The 16,986-nt window shown below is 62.2% G+C and carries 17 protein-coding genes; 14 read left to right on the forward strand and 3 right to left on the reverse strand.

Annotated features, from left to right (window positions below):
• Positions 1-2 precede the first annotated feature (2 nt).
• Positions 3-1,187: an ABC transporter substrate-binding protein gene (locus K5R88_RS04070; RefSeq protein ID WP_226299250.1), complete on the reverse strand. Its 1,185-nt coding sequence runs from the start codon at positions 1,185-1,187 to the stop codon at positions 3-5.
• 157 nt (positions 1,188-1,344) lie between these two features.
• On the opposite strand from K5R88_RS04070, the gene K5R88_RS30720 reads away from it, so the two are divergent.
• Genes K5R88_RS30720 through K5R88_RS04080 form a run of 3 tightly spaced genes read left to right on the forward strand, consistent with a single transcriptional unit; the run spans position 1,345 to position 3,367 of the window.
• On the forward strand, positions 1,345-1,467 hold the full coding sequence (locus tag K5R88_RS30720) for a hypothetical protein (RefSeq protein ID WP_008024888.1): 123 nt from the start codon (positions 1,345-1,347) through the stop codon (positions 1,465-1,467).
• Between the two features lie 2 nt (positions 1,468-1,469).
• On the forward strand, positions 1,470-2,732 hold the full coding sequence (locus K5R88_RS04075) for a HAMP domain-containing sensor histidine kinase (RefSeq protein ID WP_226299251.1): 1,263 nt from the start codon (positions 1,470-1,472) through the stop codon (positions 2,730-2,732).
• Positions 2,729-3,367, forward strand: a complete 639-nt coding sequence (locus K5R88_RS04080; RefSeq protein ID WP_226299252.1) for a response regulator — start codon at positions 2,729-2,731, stop codon at positions 3,365-3,367. Before K5R88_RS04075 ends, K5R88_RS04080 begins: the two co-directional genes overlap by 4 nt.
• A 123-nt stretch (positions 3,368-3,490) precedes the next feature.
• On the opposite strand, the gene K5R88_RS04085 is transcribed toward K5R88_RS04080, so the two are convergent.
• Positions 3,491-4,138 carry a pentapeptide repeat-containing protein gene (locus tag K5R88_RS04085; RefSeq protein WP_226299253.1) on the reverse strand — a complete coding sequence of 216 codons (648 nt, stop codon included), beginning with the start codon at positions 4,136-4,138 and terminating at the stop codon, positions 3,491-3,493.
• Between the two features lie 98 nt (positions 4,139-4,236).
• Positions 4,237-6,129, reverse strand: a complete 1,893-nt coding sequence (gene exaA, locus K5R88_RS04090) for a quinoprotein ethanol dehydrogenase (protein ID WP_226299254.1) — start codon at positions 6,127-6,129, stop codon at positions 4,237-4,239.
• Positions 6,130-6,383: 254 nt separating this feature from the next.
• Here exaA and pedF point away from each other — a divergent pair, with 254 nt between their 5' ends.
• The 11 genes from pedF (at position 6,384) to pqqE (ending at position 16,778) form a co-directional block, all read left to right on the forward strand.
• Positions 6,384-6,845 (forward strand): cytochrome c-550 PedF, encoded by a 462-nt coding sequence (gene pedF / locus K5R88_RS04095; protein WP_226299255.1) that lies wholly within the window; start codon positions 6,384-6,386, stop codon positions 6,843-6,845.
• 3 nt (positions 6,846-6,848) lie between these two features.
• Positions 6,849-7,727 (forward strand): substrate-binding periplasmic protein, encoded by an 879-nt coding sequence (locus K5R88_RS04100; protein WP_226299256.1) that lies wholly within the window; start codon positions 6,849-6,851, stop codon positions 7,725-7,727.
• Positions 7,724-8,485, forward strand: a complete 762-nt coding sequence (locus K5R88_RS04105; RefSeq protein WP_226299257.1) for a quinoprotein dehydrogenase-associated SoxYZ-like carrier — start codon at positions 7,724-7,726, stop codon at positions 8,483-8,485. Before K5R88_RS04100 ends, K5R88_RS04105 begins: the two co-directional genes overlap by 4 nt.
• Positions 8,486-8,501: 16 nt before the next feature.
• Positions 8,502-9,443: a quinoprotein relay system zinc metallohydrolase 1 gene (locus tag K5R88_RS04110; RefSeq protein WP_226299258.1), complete on the forward strand. Its 942-nt coding sequence runs from the start codon at positions 8,502-8,504 to the stop codon at positions 9,441-9,443.
• Between the two features lie 247 nt (positions 9,444-9,690).
• Entirely contained in the window at positions 9,691-11,466 is a 1,776-nt protein-coding gene (locus tag K5R88_RS04115) for a PQQ-dependent methanol/ethanol family dehydrogenase (protein WP_008024869.1), read from the forward strand.
• 251 nt (positions 11,467-11,717) lie between these two features.
• Positions 11,718-13,238, forward strand: coding sequence for an acetaldehyde dehydrogenase ExaC (gene exaC / locus K5R88_RS04120; RefSeq protein ID WP_008024867.1), 1,521 nt, complete (start codon positions 11,718-11,720; stop codon positions 13,236-13,238).
• Positions 13,239-13,461: 223 nt separating this feature from the next.
• Positions 13,462-13,533, forward strand: coding sequence for a pyrroloquinoline quinone precursor peptide PqqA (gene pqqA, locus K5R88_RS04125; RefSeq protein WP_003253598.1), 72 nt, complete (start codon positions 13,462-13,464; stop codon positions 13,531-13,533).
• A gap of 55 nt (positions 13,534-13,588) precedes the next feature.
• Positions 13,589-14,503, forward strand: a complete 915-nt coding sequence (gene pqqB, locus K5R88_RS04130) for a pyrroloquinoline quinone biosynthesis protein PqqB (RefSeq protein ID WP_223452667.1) — start codon at positions 13,589-13,591, stop codon at positions 14,501-14,503.
• Between the two features lie 133 nt (positions 14,504-14,636).
• Positions 14,637-15,389, forward strand: coding sequence for a pyrroloquinoline-quinone synthase PqqC (pqqC, locus tag K5R88_RS04135; RefSeq protein WP_226299259.1), 753 nt, complete (start codon positions 14,637-14,639; stop codon positions 15,387-15,389).
• A complete protein-coding gene (gene pqqD, locus K5R88_RS04140) occupies positions 15,386-15,658 on the forward strand; it encodes a pyrroloquinoline quinone biosynthesis peptide chaperone PqqD (RefSeq protein ID WP_008024861.1) in 273 nt (90 codons plus the stop codon). Before pqqC ends, pqqD begins: the two co-directional genes overlap by 4 nt.
• Positions 15,636-16,778: a pyrroloquinoline quinone biosynthesis protein PqqE gene (pqqE, locus tag K5R88_RS04145; RefSeq protein ID WP_226299260.1), complete on the forward strand. Its 1,143-nt coding sequence runs from the start codon at positions 15,636-15,638 to the stop codon at positions 16,776-16,778. The genes pqqD and pqqE overlap by 23 nt, the downstream gene beginning before the upstream one ends.
• Positions 16,779-16,986 lie beyond the last annotated feature (208 nt).

The following is a 16,986-nucleotide window of genomic DNA, read 5'->3' on the forward strand; positions in this document are numbered from 1 at the left end:
GATCAGGGAAAGCGGCAGCTGACCTCGGGTTTGTCGTAACCGAGGCTGTCCATTTCGTTGAAGGGGTGCAGAAAGCCGTCCTGTGGCGAGGTGCTGACCAGCGCCCGCGGCTGCACAATGGGGATCGGCTGACGCAACTGGCCGTTCCACGGGCGATAACTGAGCTTGCGACCCTTGAAGCCATCGAGCGGCAATTGGTCGCTGACTTCCAGGTTGCGGATCGCCATCGGATCGGTCTGACGCAGTTTGCTCACCGCGCTGGCGATGCTGCGCACGGCCATCCACGCGGCAAAGTCGCGGTCGTTCATCCAGCGCCCGGCCATGGCTTCGAAGCGTTTCTGCAATTGGGCGGCGCCGTAGGTTTCCACGGTCTTGTGCCAGCCCACCGGGGTCAGGCCTTGAGTGCCGGCCACCGGGCGCGGATACCAGGTCTGGTAGGGCACGTATTCGCCGAAGTCACCGCGTTCATCGGCCACCAGTACCACATCGTACTCGGCGGTCTGGGTGAACAGCGGCATGTCGGCCTGGGCGCTGCGGCGTTGATCGTTATCGAAACTCCAGGTTTTTTCCGCCACCAGTTGCACGCCGAAGCGTTTCGCCGCGCGGCGCAGGGCGGCGGCATAGGCTTGATCGTCGGCGGTCGGGCCGACAATCAGCAGCGCCCGTTGCCATTTGCGCGCCACCAGAAACTGCGCCAAGGCATCAGCGAGCATCGCCCGGCTCGGCAGCGTGTGCAGCACGTTTGGCAAGCAATCGGTGGTGCGCAGGCTGTCATCCGGGCTGCCGGCGTTGATCAGCAAACTGTCGGGCAGGGCGGCGCTGAGTTGCCGCAGGCTGGCCACCGGTGCGTTCACCACAAACAGGCGCAGACCTTGCGCGTGTTGCGCCTTGGCCGCATCGAGCAAGGCCTGCGGGTTGTCGACGTTGGCGTTGGCCAGGCTGTAACTGTGATTGAGAAAGCGCCCGGTGCTGTTGCTGTCGGTGATCGCCAGTTCGGCACCACGCAGGCCGGCATCGACGGGCTCGGGAATGATGTTCGACAGCAAGGGCCCCGGGTCGGGGCGATAACCCAGGTAACCGATCTGCACCTGCAGCGGTGCATCGGCCGCCTGACTTTGCGTCGCCAGCCCGGCGGCGCAGGCAATCGCCAACAGGTAGATCAGGGCGTAGGGGGCAAGCTGGCGCATAAGGCACTCCATCACGGGTAGCGCCAGCATAGGAAGCCTGAGGATGGGATGAAATATGCAGAAAGTACCAGTGAGGCAGTACCAAGGTAGTAACTCGTCGAGGGCGGCGCGGTTTTAGCATGGGCAACAACGGCCATCACTCTGAAGGAGATCGACCATGCGTATTCTCAAGGCGCTGCTCCTGCCGTTGTTGCTGATCCTGAGTCTGATCGGCGTCGACAAGCTCCACGGCCCGCGCCCCGCGTCGCTGCTGGTGATGCCTGCGACACCGGGGCGCTAGGCGTGTCAGCCCTGTGGCGGATCAACCTGTGGGTCTGCGGATTTTTCGCGCTGGTCACTTTGGCGTGCATGGGCTTGCTGGTGCACCAGGCGCTGGCGGATGTGGAGCGAGAGCTGCAATCCGCCGAGGCGGTGGTCGAGTACTTGAGCGAAACCGCCGCGCGCGATCCCGCCAGCCTGCAACTACGGTTGACGCAAAGTCTGCGTCACGTGCGGGTGCGCTGGCTCGAACCGGGCGAAGCGGCACAACCGCCAATGCAGGACGGGCTTGACGCCTGGCTCGGGCGATTGCTGTTTGCCGAGGCCAGGCACAGTGCGCGGGAGCTGGATCTGCAGGATGGCCGGCGTGTGCTGATTGCGGTCGATCCACGGGATGAAATCGATGAAGTCTGGGATTCCCTCCAGCAATTACTGAGCCTGTGTGGCCTGGCGTTGTTGTTGAGTCTGTTGACCATTCGCTGGGCCGTGCGCCGGGGCATGGGCCTGCTCGATGAGTTGCTGCGCGCATTGCGGCAGGTTTCCGGCGGCCAGCTCAAGGTGCGACTGCGCGCGCAAGGGCTGCCGGAAGCGCGGCAACTGGCAGTGCACTTCAATCGCATGACCGAGGCACTGGAACAGGCGCGCGCCGACAACACGCAACTGACCAAGACCTTGCTGGCGGTGCAGGAACAGGAACGCACTCATCTGGCGCAGACCCTGCACGACGACCTCGGTCAATACCTGGCGGGGATTCGCGCGCAGGCCTGTCTGTTGCGCCTGGTCGCCGATCAGCCGGACACCGTGGAGCGCACGGTGCGTGAGCTGGAACACAACTGCGAGCACCTGCAACAAGGTTTCAGAGCGCTGGTGCACGACCTCTATCCGGTGGTGCTGCAACACCTGCCGCTGGCCGAGGCTTTCGCGTTGCTGGTGGAGCAATGGCAAGGCCGACAGGGTGTCGATTGTCAGTTGCGCGTCAGCGCTTCGTTGCCGCCATTGTCTGCGCCGGCCAAAACCCATCTCTACCGCCTATTGCAGGAAGCCTTGACCAACGTCGCCCGCCACGCCGATGCAAGCCAGGTGCGGGTTCGCCTGCAACACTGCGGCGGGCAGTTGCGCTTATTGATTCGTGACAACGGACGCGGCGCCCGCCAGCCACAGCGGCCGGGTGTCGGTTTGTATTCGATGTTCGAGCGCGCCCGCAGTCTGGGCGGTGAGTTACGCATCATCAGCCACCCCGGCGCCGGTTGGGCGCTGGCCTTGAGCATGCCTTTGGAGGCGTCATGAATATTCTGCTGGTGGATGACCATGCGGTAGTCCGTCAGGGCTACGCGAGTTTGTTGCGCGCGTTGCTGCCGGCGATGGAAGTGCGTGAAGCCGCGACGGGTGAAGAAGCGCTGATCAGGGTTCAGGAGGCAGTGCCGAATCTGGTGATCATGGATTTCGGCCTGCCGGGGATCAGCGGGCTGGAAACCACGCGCCGGTTGCGACAGCGTCTGCCACAACTGCGCGTGCTGTTTTTCAGCATGCACGATGAGCTGCCGCTGGTGCGCCAGGCACTGGAGGCGGGCGCTTCGGGTTACCTGACCAAAAGCTCGGCGCCCGAAGTGCTGATCGAGGCGGTGCGGCGGATTCTCGCGGGCCACGCCTACATCGAACAGCCCCTGGCCACTCAACTGGTGTGTCACCCGCAACAGGACGCCAGCGACCCGCGTTTGCAGAGCATGACCCAGCGCGAACTGGAGATTTTCGTGATGCTCGCCAAAGGCACCCCGGCCCGTGTGATTGCCGAACAGCTGAGCATCAGCAGCAAGACCGTCTCCAATCACCTGACGTTGCTCAAGAGCAAATTGCAGGTGAGCTCCCATGCCGAGCTGGTGCATCTGGGGATTGATATGGGCTTGGTGCGAAAGGCGGGGTAGCTGAACTCACACATTCCCCTTGTAGGAGCCGGCTTGCTGGCGATAGCGGTGGATCAGTCGACATCAATGGTGCCTGACCCACCGCTATCGTCAGCAAGCCGGCTCCTACAAAGAGGGGAGGTGTTATTTATCCCACGTCGTCGGGCAACCGATGCAGCCGTCCATATTCGCATCCTGAAAGTTCGCATAATGCTGGCGCGAGCCGCTGAGGTTTGCCTGTTCCAGGTTGCTTTCACCGAACTTGGCTTCCTGCAGATTGGCATCACTGAGATTCGCGCCTTTGAGGTCGGCTTTGCTCAACCAGGTCATTTCCAGGTCGGCCGCCCGCAGGTTGGCGTTGTGCAGTTTGGCGCCGGAGAGGCGGGCGAACTGCAGGTAGGCGCCGCTGAGGTTGGCGTCCTGAAACTGCGCACCCTGGGCAAACAAGCCCCAGCCCTGGACTGCCATCAACGTAGCACCGCTGAAGTCGGCCAGGCGCAGGTTGCTTTGTTGCAGGCTGGCGCGGGTCAGGTTGGCGCCTTGCAGTTGGGCTTTTTCCAGGTTGGCGAGGTCGAGGCGGGCGTGACGCAAGTCGGCGTCGCGCAGGTCGGCGCCGCTGAGGTTCATGTTGCGCAGGTCCTGATTGCTCAGGTTGGCGCCTTTGAGATTGGCGCCGGGGCACTGGCTGTGTTCGGCGAGGGTGCAGCCGTTGATGATCAGCGGGGCGTCGTCGCCGTCATCCGCGAAAACCGGAAGGGCGGCGATAAACAGCATTAGAGGCAGGTATTTCATGGCGGAGTTCTCGTTGTCTGGGAGGGCGTTATCGCCAGCAAGCCGGCTCCTACAGGTTGCGCACGTCTGTAGGAGCCGGCTTGCTGGCGAAGGGGGCATCAGCGTTTCGCGGTCTGGTTATCCCAGCTCGGAATCTTGAACACCCAGAACGACCCGCCCTGAGCCACCGGTTTGGTCAGCTCGGCCATGTCGCCGCCCCACAACGGCACCGCGCCGCCATAGCCGACGGTCACGCCGATGTACTGCTCGCCGTCCTGTTCCCAGGTGATCGGCGGCGAGACGATGCCGCTGCCGGTCTGGAACTTCCACAGCTCCTTGCCGGTTTTGGCGTCGAAGGCCTTGAAGAAACCGTCGCCGGTGCCGGTGAACACCAGGTTGCCCTTTGTCGCCAGCACGCCGGCCCACAACGGCAAGTGTTCCTTGTGCTCCCACACCACTTTGCCCGTAGTCGGGTTCATCGCCCGCAAGGTGCCGACGTGATCGTCGTACATGCGCTTGATGCGGAAACCCATGCCCAGATAGGCCGAGCCTTTCTTGTAGTTGACCTCTTCGGTCCAGTATTCCTCTTTCCATTGGTTGCCCGGAATGTAGAACAGGCCGGTGTCCTGGCTGTAGGCCATCGGGTTCCAGTTCTTGCCACCGAGGAACGGCGGCGAAACCTCCACCGGTTTGCCCTTGGTTTCCCCCGGCAGCGGCTTGGCCGGACGCTGGCCTTCATTCTCGACCGGCCGCCCGGTCTTCAGGTCGATGTGGCTGGCCCAGGTGATGTTGTCTACGAAGGGGAAGGCGTTCTGCAATTTGCCGTTGTTGCGGTCGACCACGTAGAAGAAACCGTTGCGGTCCGCATGGCCGGTGGCCTTGACCGTTTTGCCGTCCTTGTCCTTGTAGTCGAACAGCACCAGCTCGTTGTTGCCGGAGAAATCCCAGGCATCGTTCGGGGTGTGTTGGTAGAACCATTTCACCTCGCCAGTGCTCGGATCGACGCCGACCTGGCCCGAGGTGTAGAGGCTGTCGTAATCGTGCGGGTTGCCGTCCTTGGAGGTGCGCGCCCAGGTGTTCCACGGGCCAGGGTTGCCGGCGCCGACAATGATGGTGTTGGTTTCCGCGTCGAAACTGGCGCTCTGCCAAGGGGCGCCGCCGCCGTGGCTCCAGGCTTCGACCTTGCCGGTTTCAGTGGTTGGATCGTTCGGCCAGGACGGCGCCTTGACGTCACCGGTCGGCGTACTGTCCTTGCCGTTCAAGCGGCCCATGTGGCCTTCGACGAAAGGTCGCATCCACACTTCTTCGCCGGTGTCCGGGTCGCGGGCATAGAGTTGCCCGACCACACCGAACTCATCGCCGGAACTGCCATGGATCAACAGCACCTTGCCGCTGGTCTTGTCTTTGATCAGCACCGGGGCGCCGGTCATGGTGTAACCGGCGGCGTGGTCGCCGAATTTCTTGTTCCAGACCACTTTGCCGGTGTTCTTGTCCAGCGCGATCAGCCGCGCGTCGAGGGTGCCGAAGTAGATTTTGTCGCCATAAATCGCCGCGCCACGGTTGACCACATCGCAGCACGGACGAATGTTGTCCGGCAAGCGATGGTTGTAGGTCCACAGGCGCTTGCCGGTCTTGGCGTCGAGGGCAAATACCCGCGAGTACGAACCGGTGACGTACACCACGCCGTCACTGACGATGGCTTGCGATTCCTGACCGCGCTGCTTCTCGTCGCCGAAGGAGTAGGACCAGGCCGGCGTCAACTTGAACACGTTCTTGTCATTGACCTGGGCCAAAGGGCTCCAGCGCTGGGCGTTGGTGCCCATGCCGTATTGCAGAACGTCCTTGGTGGTCAGGTGATCCTTGGCAATGTCTTCCCAGCTCACGTTGTGCGTCGGTGTGGCAGGCGCGGTTGCAGCTTGGCTGGCAGCGCTCAGGGACAGGCTGCTCACCAGCAAAAAGGCTTGCACGGCGAGGGTCAAAGGGGAAAGGGCGGGTAGCGATCTTATTGTCATGGTTGCAGTTCCCAGTGGAGGTTTTGGCCTGCACAGGGTGGTGCGTCCGACGGGGTGGCGAATACGGAAAAAGTCCCGCTGTTGCCGGGAAAATTTCCCAGGCGGCACCTGATTTGGATGTGCGTCGCAAGCCCTACTACCAAGGTACTGGGTGGCGGCCACCAAAGCAGCATGGGGCTTGTGCGAAGTGATTCCTAAGATGGCTGCCATAGCCTCTGTAAAGAGGTTTTGCGTGCAATCCTGAGGGCATAACAATGACAACAAAACGCAACGCCTTGCTCGTTGCCGGCCTGCTGGCCGGCTTCATCAGTGCAGGTTCGGTCTGGGCTCACGGCAATGTCGTGCCACAAGCCGTCGAAACCCAGGGACTGACCCCGATCAAGGACGCCGGCGTGCAACTCGATGGCGATGGATGGGCGGCGGTGAACCCTTACCGCACTTCCCCGGAACACGATAAGGCCGTCGAGATCGGTTCATCGGCCTACAACCAGAACTGCGCGGCCTGTCATGGCCTGGAAGCCAAGTCCGGCGGCATCGCGCCTGATTTGCGCATGCTCGATGTCGGTGAGGCCGGTGATGAATGGTTCGTCGAACGGGTGCGCCATGGCGCGGTGCGTGACGGCCGGGTGTACATGCCGAAAATGTCGGATTACCTGAGCCAGGAAGCCCTGTGGGCGGTGCGCACTTACCTGGACAGCGTCCGCGTCGAGGAGTAATGCATGCGCCTGCTCGCGGTGTTGATCAGCGCTGTGTTGCTGTGCTGCCAGACGGTGCAGGCGCAGGTCCGCAGCTATGACGAAATGATCGCTGCCGGGGAGCTGAAAGTGGCGGTCTACAAAAACTTCGCCCCCTACAGTTTCGACGACGCCGGCCAACCCCGTGGCGTCGATGTCGACCTCGCCGAGGCGCTGGCCAAAGCGCTTGGCGTGCGCCTGACGCTGATCTGGGCGCCCGCCGGCGAGAAGCTCGACGACGACCTGCGCGACTACATCTGGCGCGCCAGTCCGTTGCACGATCTGCAACTGGCCGACCTGATGATGCGCGTGCCCTATGACCAGGATTACGCACGCAAACGCAACGAACTGGGCGAACTGGAAAACAGCCATGTGGTGATGTTCGGTCCGTATCAGAACGAACAATGGCAAGTCGCCTACGACCGTCGTCGGCTGGAATCGGTGGCCAGCGTCGCCGTGTTCGAGCATCACCCGATCGGCGTCGAGGTCGACAGTGTGCCGTCGTTCTACCTGACCTCGGTGTTCAACGGCATGCTCGCCGGCAAAACCCATCACTACCCCGGCGTGCCCCAGGCATTCGCAGCGATGAAGGCAGGTGAAGTCGACGCGGTCATGGCCATGCGCGGCGAGATCGACTGGCAGGTTCATGAAGCCGCCGACCCGCAAGTGGCGCTGGCGGAAAACGCCTACCCGAATATGGGCAAGCAACTCTGGGAGATCGGCATGGCCGTGCACGAGAGCAACCGACAATTGGCCTATGCCGTGGAAGAGGCGCTGGAAGCCATGATCCGCGAGGGTTCGGTGAAAGCCATTTATGCCCGTTATGGCCTGCGCTATGACGTCCCGGAGATGTATCAACAGTGAACTGGCGCACGTGTGGTCTGTTGGCCTGTTGGCTACCCTTGGCCGCGCACGCGGCAGATATCCCACCGGGCAAAGACCCGGTGCCGTCGGTGATGTGGGCCTTCTATCACAAGCAGATGCTTGGCGACGCGCCGTTCGTGTTTGATGAGCGGGTCAAGCTGCTGGCGCCGCCGTTCGCCGAAGACGCCCGGCAAGTGCCGCTGGAAATCGACGCCCGAGGGTTCAAGGGCGAGGTGGTGAAAATCCTCGCCTGGGCCGAGCTCAATCCTTTGCCGAAAATTGTCGATTTCCAGCCGCTGGATCGGGTGTTGCCCTGGCTGTCGATCCGCATTCGTGTCGAACAAGCCACGCCGCTGCGCGCGGCCGTCCTGACTCGCGACGGTGTGTGGCATGTCGGCTCGACCCTGATCGATGCGGCGGGCGGTGGATGCACGGCGCCGAGCGTGGTGCGCACCCAGCCGGGCTGGGAAGAGCACATCGGCGAAGTGCTTGGCGGACGTTATCCCCGTGGCGAGTTCAGCCGCTTGCGTTTGCAGGTGGCGCACCCGATGGATAACGGCATGGTCGGCGGTATCCCGGAATTTTTCATCAACCATGCCGAGCTGCGGGATCAGAACGATCAAGTGCTGGCCCGCCTCGAACTGTTTCCCGCCGTCAGCGAAAACCCCAACCTGGCCTTCGACATCGAAGGGGCAGGGCAGACGCGCCTGTTGCTGCGCGACAACAGCGGCAACGAATTTGATGCGGCCATACCCTGACTCAAAGGAGCGCGTGATGCGCTGGATGCTGCTGTTGTTCATTAGCCTGAGCCTTCCGGCGTTGGCCGAACTCGACTATTCACTCAAGCCCCGGCAGATCGCCGCCGACACCTGGCTGCTGGAAGGCAGCACCGACAATTTTGCCAAGGCCAACGGCGGCAACATCGTCAACACCGCCTTCATCGTCACCGAACGCGGGGTGGTGGTGATCGACACCGGGCCGTCCAGGCGATACGGCGAAGCGATGCGCAAAGCCATTGCCGCGACCACCGACAAACCGGTGATCCAGGTGTTGCTGACCCATCATCATCCCGATCATGTGCTGGGCAATCAGGCCTTCAGCGATGTGCCGATTGGCGCGCTCGCGGGCACCTGCGAGTTGTTGAAGCAGCAGGGTGACGCCATGGCCGAGAACATGTATCGGCTGGTGGGCGACTGGATGCGGGGCACCGAAGTGGTGTTGCCGACCGAGACGCTGACGCCCGGCGTGCGAAATTTTGGGGATCACGATCTGCGCCTGCTGAGCCTGGGTGGGCATACCGGCGCGGATCTGGCTATTCTCGACCAGCAAACCGGCGTGCTGTTTGCCGGGGATCTGGTGTTTTACCAGCGGGCGCTGACCACGCCCAACAGTCCGGGGTTGTCGGTGTGGCTGGCGGACATCGCCACGCTTCAGGGGTTGGCGTGGACGCTTATTATCCCCGGTCACGGCCCGATCTCCACGGATGCAAAACCGTTCGAGCAAATGCGTGACTACCTTGGCTGGCTCGACCAGTTGATGCGCGAGGGTGCGGCCAACGGCAGCGACATGGCCGAGATGATCCGCAGCCCGATTCCCGAACGCTTCGCCGGGATCAGCCTGAGTCGCTACGAACTGATCCGCAGCGTCAGCCATCTCTATCCGCGCTACGAGCGCACACAAATGAAACGCGTTGACTCCACCACCAACCAACGCTGATCCATTGTGGGAGCGAGCCTGCTCGCGATAGCGGTCTGTCTGTCACATTGATGCTGAATGTGCTGCGCCTTCGCGAGCAGGCTCGCTCCCACAGGGGATGTGTGTTGGTCAATAACACCCGACCCTGTACTAAGGAACTAGCAATCTCAGCACTGCGGGCAATTGTTGCAAGGGCGGCGGCGCCCAAGAATCTGCACCAGACCGGGAAAATTTCCCGGGTATAACAATAACCGCAGAGGCAGCCGTCATGACCCAACCCGCACGTCGCCAACCCTTCGTCTTGAGCCTGTTGCTCAGTGCCATGCTGTTGTCCGGCACCGCATTGGCCGCCGTCACTGACCAGGACATTCTCCAGGACCCCAAGAACCCGGAGCAGGTCGTCACCAACGGTCTGGGCGTCCAGGGTCAGCGCTACAGCCCGCTCGACACCCTCAACGTCAACAACGTGAAGGACTTGCGGCCGGTCTGGGCCTTCTCCTTCGGCGGCGAAAAACAACGCGGTCAGCAAGCGCAACCGATGATCAAGGACGGCGTGATGTACATGACCGGCTCCTACTCGCGGGTGTTTGCGGTGGATGCGCGCACCGGCAAGAAACTCTGGCAATACGATGCGCGTCTGCCCGATGACATCCGCCCGTGCTGTGACGTGATCAACCGGGGCGTGGCGCTGTATGGCGACCTGGTGATTTTCGGCACCCTCGACGCCAAGCTCGTGGCCCTGAACAAAGACACCGGCAAAGTGGTGTGGAGCAAGAAGGTCGCCGACCACAAGGAAGGTTATTCGATCAGTGCCGCGCCGCTGGTGATCAACGGCAAACTGATTACCGGCGTGGCGGGTGGCGAGTTCGGCGTGGTCGGCAAGATCGAAGCCTACGACCCGAAAAACGGTGATCTGTTGTGGACCCGGCCCACCGTCGAGGGCCACATGGGCTATGTCTACAAGGACGGCAAAGCGGTAGAGAACGGCATCTCCGGTGGCGAAGCAGGTAAGACCTGGCCCGGCGATCTGTGGAAAACCGGCGGCGCCGCCCCTTGGCTCGGCGGCTACTACGACCCGGAAACCAATCTGCTGCTGTTCGGCACCGGCAACCCGGCGCCGTGGAACTCGCACCTGCGCCCTGGCGACAACCTTTACTCGTCGTCACGCCTGGCGCTGAACCCCGACGACGGCACCATCAAGTGGCACTTCCAGAGCACGCCCCACGACGGTTGGGACTATGACGGCGTGAACGAACTGGTGTCGTTCAACTACAGCGAAGGCGGCAAAGAAATCAAAGCCGCCGCGACCGCAGACCGTAACGGTTTCTTCTACGTGCTGGACCGCACCAACGGCAAGTTCATTCGCGGCTTCCCCTTCGTCGACAAGATCACCTGGGCCACCGGCCTCGATAAACAAGGCCGGCCGATCTACAACGAAGCCAGCCGTCCCGGCGCACCGGGCACCGAAGCCAAGGGCAGTTCGGTGTTCGTCGCCCCGGCGTTCCTCGGCGCGAAAAACTGGATGCCGATGGCCTACAACAAGGACACCGGGTTGTTCTACGTACCGTCCAACGAGTGGGGCATGGACATCTGGAACGAAGGCATCGCCTACAAGAAAGGCGCGGCGTTCCTCGGTGCTGGTTTCACCATCAAGCCCTTGAACGAAGACTACATCGGCGTGCTGCGCGCCATCGACCCGAAAACCGGCAAGGAAGTCTGGCGTCACAAGAACTTCGCGCCGCTGTGGGGCGGGGTGCTGACCACTAAAGGCAACCTGGTGTTCACCGGCACGCCGGAAGGTTTTCTCCAGGCATTCAATGCCAAGACCGGCGAGAAAGTCTGGGAATTCCAGACTGGCTCCGGCGTACTTGGCTCGCCCGTGACTTGGGAAATGGATGGCGAGCAGTACGTCTCGGTGCTGTCCGGTTGGGGCGGCGCGGTGCCGCTGTGGGGCGGTGAAGTGGCCAAGCGCGTGAAGGACTTCAACCAGGGCGGCATGCTCTGGACCTTCAAGTTGCCGAAAGACCTGGTGGCCAAGCACTAACTCCGCCACACCCCCTGTAGGAGCGAGCTTGCTCGCGATGAACCTGAGGCCGACGCGGGGCACCAGACACCCCGCGTTATCGTTGACGACCATCGCGAGCAAGCTCGCTCCTACAGGGGAATGCGTGAAACCTACTACCAAATAACGAGAGCCCCCCCTGCCAACGGCGCATTCGTCTGGCACGCGGGGCTCTCTACTATCGGTTCATCGCCTGTTTGCCCGACAGGCATCGACCCAGACAGAGGCCCATCATGATCTACGCACAACCCGGAACACCCGGCGCCGTCGTTTCCTTCAAACCGCGCTACGGCAACTTCATCGGCGGCGAGTTCGTCGCACCGGTCAACGGCGAGTACTTCACCAACACCTCGCCGGTAACCGGTGAAGTGATCGCCGAGTTCCCGCGCTCCAGCGCCGCCGACATCGAAAGGGCGCTCGACGCCGCCCACGCCGCTGCCGATGCCTGGGGCAAAACCTCGGCGCAGGACCGCTCGCTGGTGCTGCTGAAAATCGCCGATCGCATCGAACAAAACCTCGAAATCCTTGCCGTCACCGAAACCTGGGACAACGGCAAGGCCGTGCGCGAAACCCTCAACGCCGACGTGCCGCTGGCCGCCGACCACTTCCGTTACTTCGCCGGTTGCATCCGCGCACAGGAAGGTGGCGCCGCCGAAATCAACGAGCTGACCACCGCCTATCATTTTCACGAGCCATTGGGCGTGGTCGGGCAGATCATCCCGTGGAACTTCCCGCTGCTGATGGCCGCGTGGAAACTCGCCCCGGCCCTGGCGGCCGGCAACTGCATCGTGCTCAAGCCTGCCGAGCAGACACCACTGTCGATCATGGTCTTCGCCGAACTGATCGCCGACTTGCTGCCGGCCGGCGTGCTCAACATCGTGCAAGGTTTCGGTCGCGAAGCCGGTGAGGCACTGGCCACCAGCAAGCGCATCGCCAAGATCGCCTTCACCGGCTCCACCCCAGTGGGCGCGCACATCATGCATTGCGCCGCCGAAAACATTATTCCGAGCACCGTCGAACTGGGCGGCAAGTCGCCGAACATCTTCTTCGAAGACATCATGAACGCCGAGCCACAGTTCATCGAGAAAGCCGCCGAAGGCCTGGTGCTCGCCTTCTTCAACCAGGGCGAAGTCTGCACCTGCCCGTCGCGTGCGCTGGTGCAAGAGTCGATCTACGAACCGTTCATGGCCGAGGTGATGAAGAAGATCGTCAAGATCAAACGCGGCAACCCGCTGGACACCGACACCATGGTCGGCGCCCAGGCGTCCGAGCAGCAATACGACAAGATTCTCTCGTACCTGAAAATTGCCCAGGAGGAGGGCGCCGAGCTGCTCACCGGTGGTGCGGCGGAACGTCTTGAAGGCGACTTGTCGAGCGGCTATTACATCCAGCCGACCTTGCTCAAGGGCCACAACAAGATGCGCGTGTTCCAGGAAGAAATCTTCGGCCCGGTGGTGGGCATCACCACGTTCAAAGACGAAGCCGAAGCCCTGGCGATTGCCAACGACAGCGAGTTCGGCCTCGGTGCCGGCCTGTGGACCCGCGACATCAACCGCGCGTACCGCATGGGCCGGGCGATCAAGGCCGGTCGCGTCTGGACCAACTGCTACCACCTGTACCCGGCGCATGCCGCGTTCGGTGGCTACAAGAAGTCCGGTGTCGGCCGTGAGAACCACAAGATGATGCTCGACCATTATCAGCAGACCAAAAACCTGCTGGTGAGCTACGACATCAATCCGCTGGGGTTCTTCTAACCTCGCGCGAAACCGTGTGATGGCTTTCGCGGGCAAGCCTCGCTCCTACAGGTCAGGTGATCTGTAGGAGCGAGGCTTGCCCGCGAATGGCCGTGTCTGACACCCCGAAACACCCCCTACCAACGCACCCCACAACCTCCTTCGAAAGTAGCATTCGGGCGCCTGCCGCCACGTGCATTAATGGCTTTACCGGAATCGTCCGGCACAAGAAGAGGAATGACCCATGTGGACTAAACCCGCGTTTACCGATCTGCGCATTGGCTTCGAAGTGACGATGTATTTCGCCAACCGCTGATCGTCCACCCGGCCAGCCGCTGCGTTGGCCGGGCCTGCCTTCTGGAGCATCGCCCATGCACATTCGCGTTCTCGGTTCCGCCGCTGGCGGTGGTTTTCCGCAGTGGAACTGCAACTGTCGCCAGTGCGCCGGTATGCGCAATGGCAGCCTGCGTGCGCAACGTCGCACGCAATCCTCCATTGCCCTGAGCGACAACGGTGTGGACTGGGTGCTGTGCAATGCCTCCCCGGATATTCGCGCGCAACTCGAGAGTTTCGCGCCGCTGCAACCGGCACGTCGCTTGCGCGACACGGCCATTGCCGGCGTGGTCCTGATGGACAGCCAGATCGACCATTGCACCGGCCTGTTGAGCCTGCGCGAAGGCTGCCCGCATTCGGTGTGGTGCACCGAGCGGGTTCATGAAGACCTGAGCAGCGGCTTTCCATTGTTCACCATGCTCAAGCACTGGAATGGCGGTTTGCAGTGGCAACCGATCGGACTCGATCGCCAGCCGTTCAGCATCGCGGCCTGCGAACAGTTGCAGTTTCGGGCCATTCCGCTGGTCAGCAATGCTCCGCCGTATTCACCGAATCGGGGTAACCCACAGCCAGGCGACACCATTGGCCTGTTCATCGAAGACCGGCGCACGGGCGCTTCGTTGTTCTATGCGCCGGGCCTCGGGCAAATCGATGACGAGGTGTTGAGCTGGATGCAGCGTGCCGATTGCCTGTTGCTGGATGGCACGTTGTGGCGCGATGACGAAATGCGCGTCTGTGAAGTCGGCCAGAGCCTGGGCAGCGAGATGGGGCATCTGCCGCAGAGTGGGGCAGGCGGGATGCTGGAGGTGTTGGAGGGTTTTACTCGTCAGCGCAAGGTGCTGATCCACATTAACAACACCAACCCGATCCTCGACGAAGACTCGGCTGAGCGGGCGTTGCTGGAGCGGCGCGGGATCGAGGTGGCCTATGACGGCATGGGCATCGTGCTGTAGCGGATGACGCCTTCGCGGGCAAGTCGGATCGCCGCACCGCTCGCTCCTACAAGGTTCGCGCATCGCCTGTAGGAGCGAGGCTCGCCCGCGAAGGCGCCAGACCAGACACCGCAAATCCTCCAGGAGACCTGCAATGACTGATACAGCGATGAACCCCACCGAATTCGAACAGGCCCTGCGCGCCAAAGGCGCGTACTACCACATCCATCACCCGTTCCACCAAGCCATGTACGCCGGTCGCGCCAGTCGCGAGCAGATTCAAGGCTGGGTCGCCAACCGCTTCTACTACCAGATCAACATTCCGCTCAAGGACGCCGCCATCCTCGCCAACTGCCCGGAGCGCGACGTGCGCCGCGAATGGCTGCAACGGATTCTCGACCATGACGGCGTGCCTGGCAGCGAAGGCGGTATCGAAGCCTGGCTGCGGTTGGGCGAAGCTGTGGGCCTGGATCGTGAGCAAATTCTGTCCCAGGAACTGGTATTGCCCGGCGTACGTTTCGCCGTGGACGCCTACGTCAATTTCGCCCGGCGCGCCTGCTGGCAGGAAGCGGCCAGCAGCTCGCTGACCGAGCTGTTCGCCCCGCAGATCCACCAGTCGCGGCTGGACGCCTGGCCCGCGCATTACCCGTGGATCGACGTCGCCGGTTACGACTATTTCCGCACGCGCCTGAGTCAGGCGCGGCGCGATGTCGAGCACGGTTTGCGCATTACCCTGGCGCACTACGTCACCGTCGAAGCCAAGCAGCGCATGCTGGAAATCCTCCAGTTCAAGCTCGACGTGCTGTGGAGCATGCTCGACGCCATGAGCATGGCCTACGAGCTGGAACGCCCGCCGTATCACACGGTGACCACCGAACGCGTCTGGCATCGGGGGATCGCCTTGTGAGCCCGATCAATCGTGCGCAGTCACCGGCATTGCGCCGGGGGTTTCGCCTGCAGTGGGAACCTCGTCAGGACTGCCACGTGCTGCTGTACCCCGAAGGCATGATCAAACTCAACGCCAGTGCCGGGCAGATTCTCGACCTGCTGGACGGTCAACGCAGTGTGGCGGCGATCATCGATTTGCTCTCCGCGAGTTTTCCCGGTGTGCCGGGGATCGACGAGGATGTGCTGGCGTTTCTGGAGGTGGCCCATGCTCAATTCTGGATCGAATGATGCGCCTCCGGGGCCACCGCTGTGGCTGTTGGCGGAGCTGACTTATCGCTGCCCGTTGCAATGCCCCTATTGCTCCAATCCACTGGATTTCGCCCAGCAAGGCGCAGAGCTGAGCACTGAGGAATGGATTCGCGTGTTCCGCGAGGCGCGTGCGATGGGCGCTGCGCAACTGGGGTTTTCCGGCGGTGAGCCGCTGGTGCGCCAGGACCTGGCGGAGCTGATAAAAGCCGCACGGGACATGGGTTACTACACCAACCTGATCACCTCGGGCATCGGCCTGACCGAGCAGAAAGTCCATGATTTCAAAGTCGCCGGACTCGACCATATCCAGATCAGCTTCCAGGCGGCCGACGAAGCGGTCAACAACATGCTCGCCGGCTCGCGCAAGGCGTTCGCGCAGAAACTCGCCATGGCCCGCGCGGTGAAAGCCCAGGGTTATCCGATGGTGCTGAACTTCGTCACCCATCGGCACAACATCGATCGCATCGACCGCATCATCGACTTGTGCCTGGAGCTGGAAGCGGATTTTGTCGAGCTGGCCACGTGTCAGTTTTATGGGTGGGCCGAGCTCAATCGCGTGGGCCTGTTGCCGACCCGCGAGCAATTGCAGCGCGCCGAACGCATCACCAATGAATACCGCGAACGGCTTGAGGCGCAGGGGCATCCGTGCAAGTTGATCTTCGTCACCCCGGATTACTACGAAGAACGCCCCAAGACCTGCATGAACGGCTGGGCCAATCTGTTTCTCGACATCACCCCGGACGGCACGGCGTTGCCCTGTCATAGCGCCCGGCAATTGCCGGTGACATTCCCCAATGTGCGCGAACACAGCATCGAGCACATCTGGAACGACTCCTTCGGTTTCAACCGCTTCCGTGGCGACGACTGGATGAAGGAGCCATGCCGCTCCTGCGATGAAAAACACAAGGACCTGGGTGGCTGCCGCTGCCAGGCATTCATGCTGACTGGCGATGCCGCCAATGCCGACCCGGTGTGCAGCAAGTCACCGCACCATGGCGCGATCCTCAAGGCTCGCGAGGAGGCCGATGCGCCGGGGCAGGGCATGGAACACCTGACCTTGCGCAATGAGAAGGCTTCCCGCTTGATCTACCGCGGATAACCCACCCTGCACACACCCCCTGTAGGAGCCGGCTTGCTGGCGATGGCGGCCGCACTGGCGACGCATAACTCGCGGGCCTCATCGCCAGCAAGCCGGCTCCTACAGGGGATCGTCAGTGAGTTTGGAATCTGACTACCCATTGGTCTGATTGCATTCACAGCCGGATGGGTTAGTGTGGTTCTTACCTTCCAAAACAATAAAAACAGGC

The sequence above is a fragment of the Pseudomonas sp. MM213 genome (genome assembly GCF_020423045.1).
In the GTDB taxonomy this organism is placed as follows: Bacteria; Pseudomonadota; Gammaproteobacteria; order Pseudomonadales; family Pseudomonadaceae; genus Aquipseudomonas; species Aquipseudomonas migulae.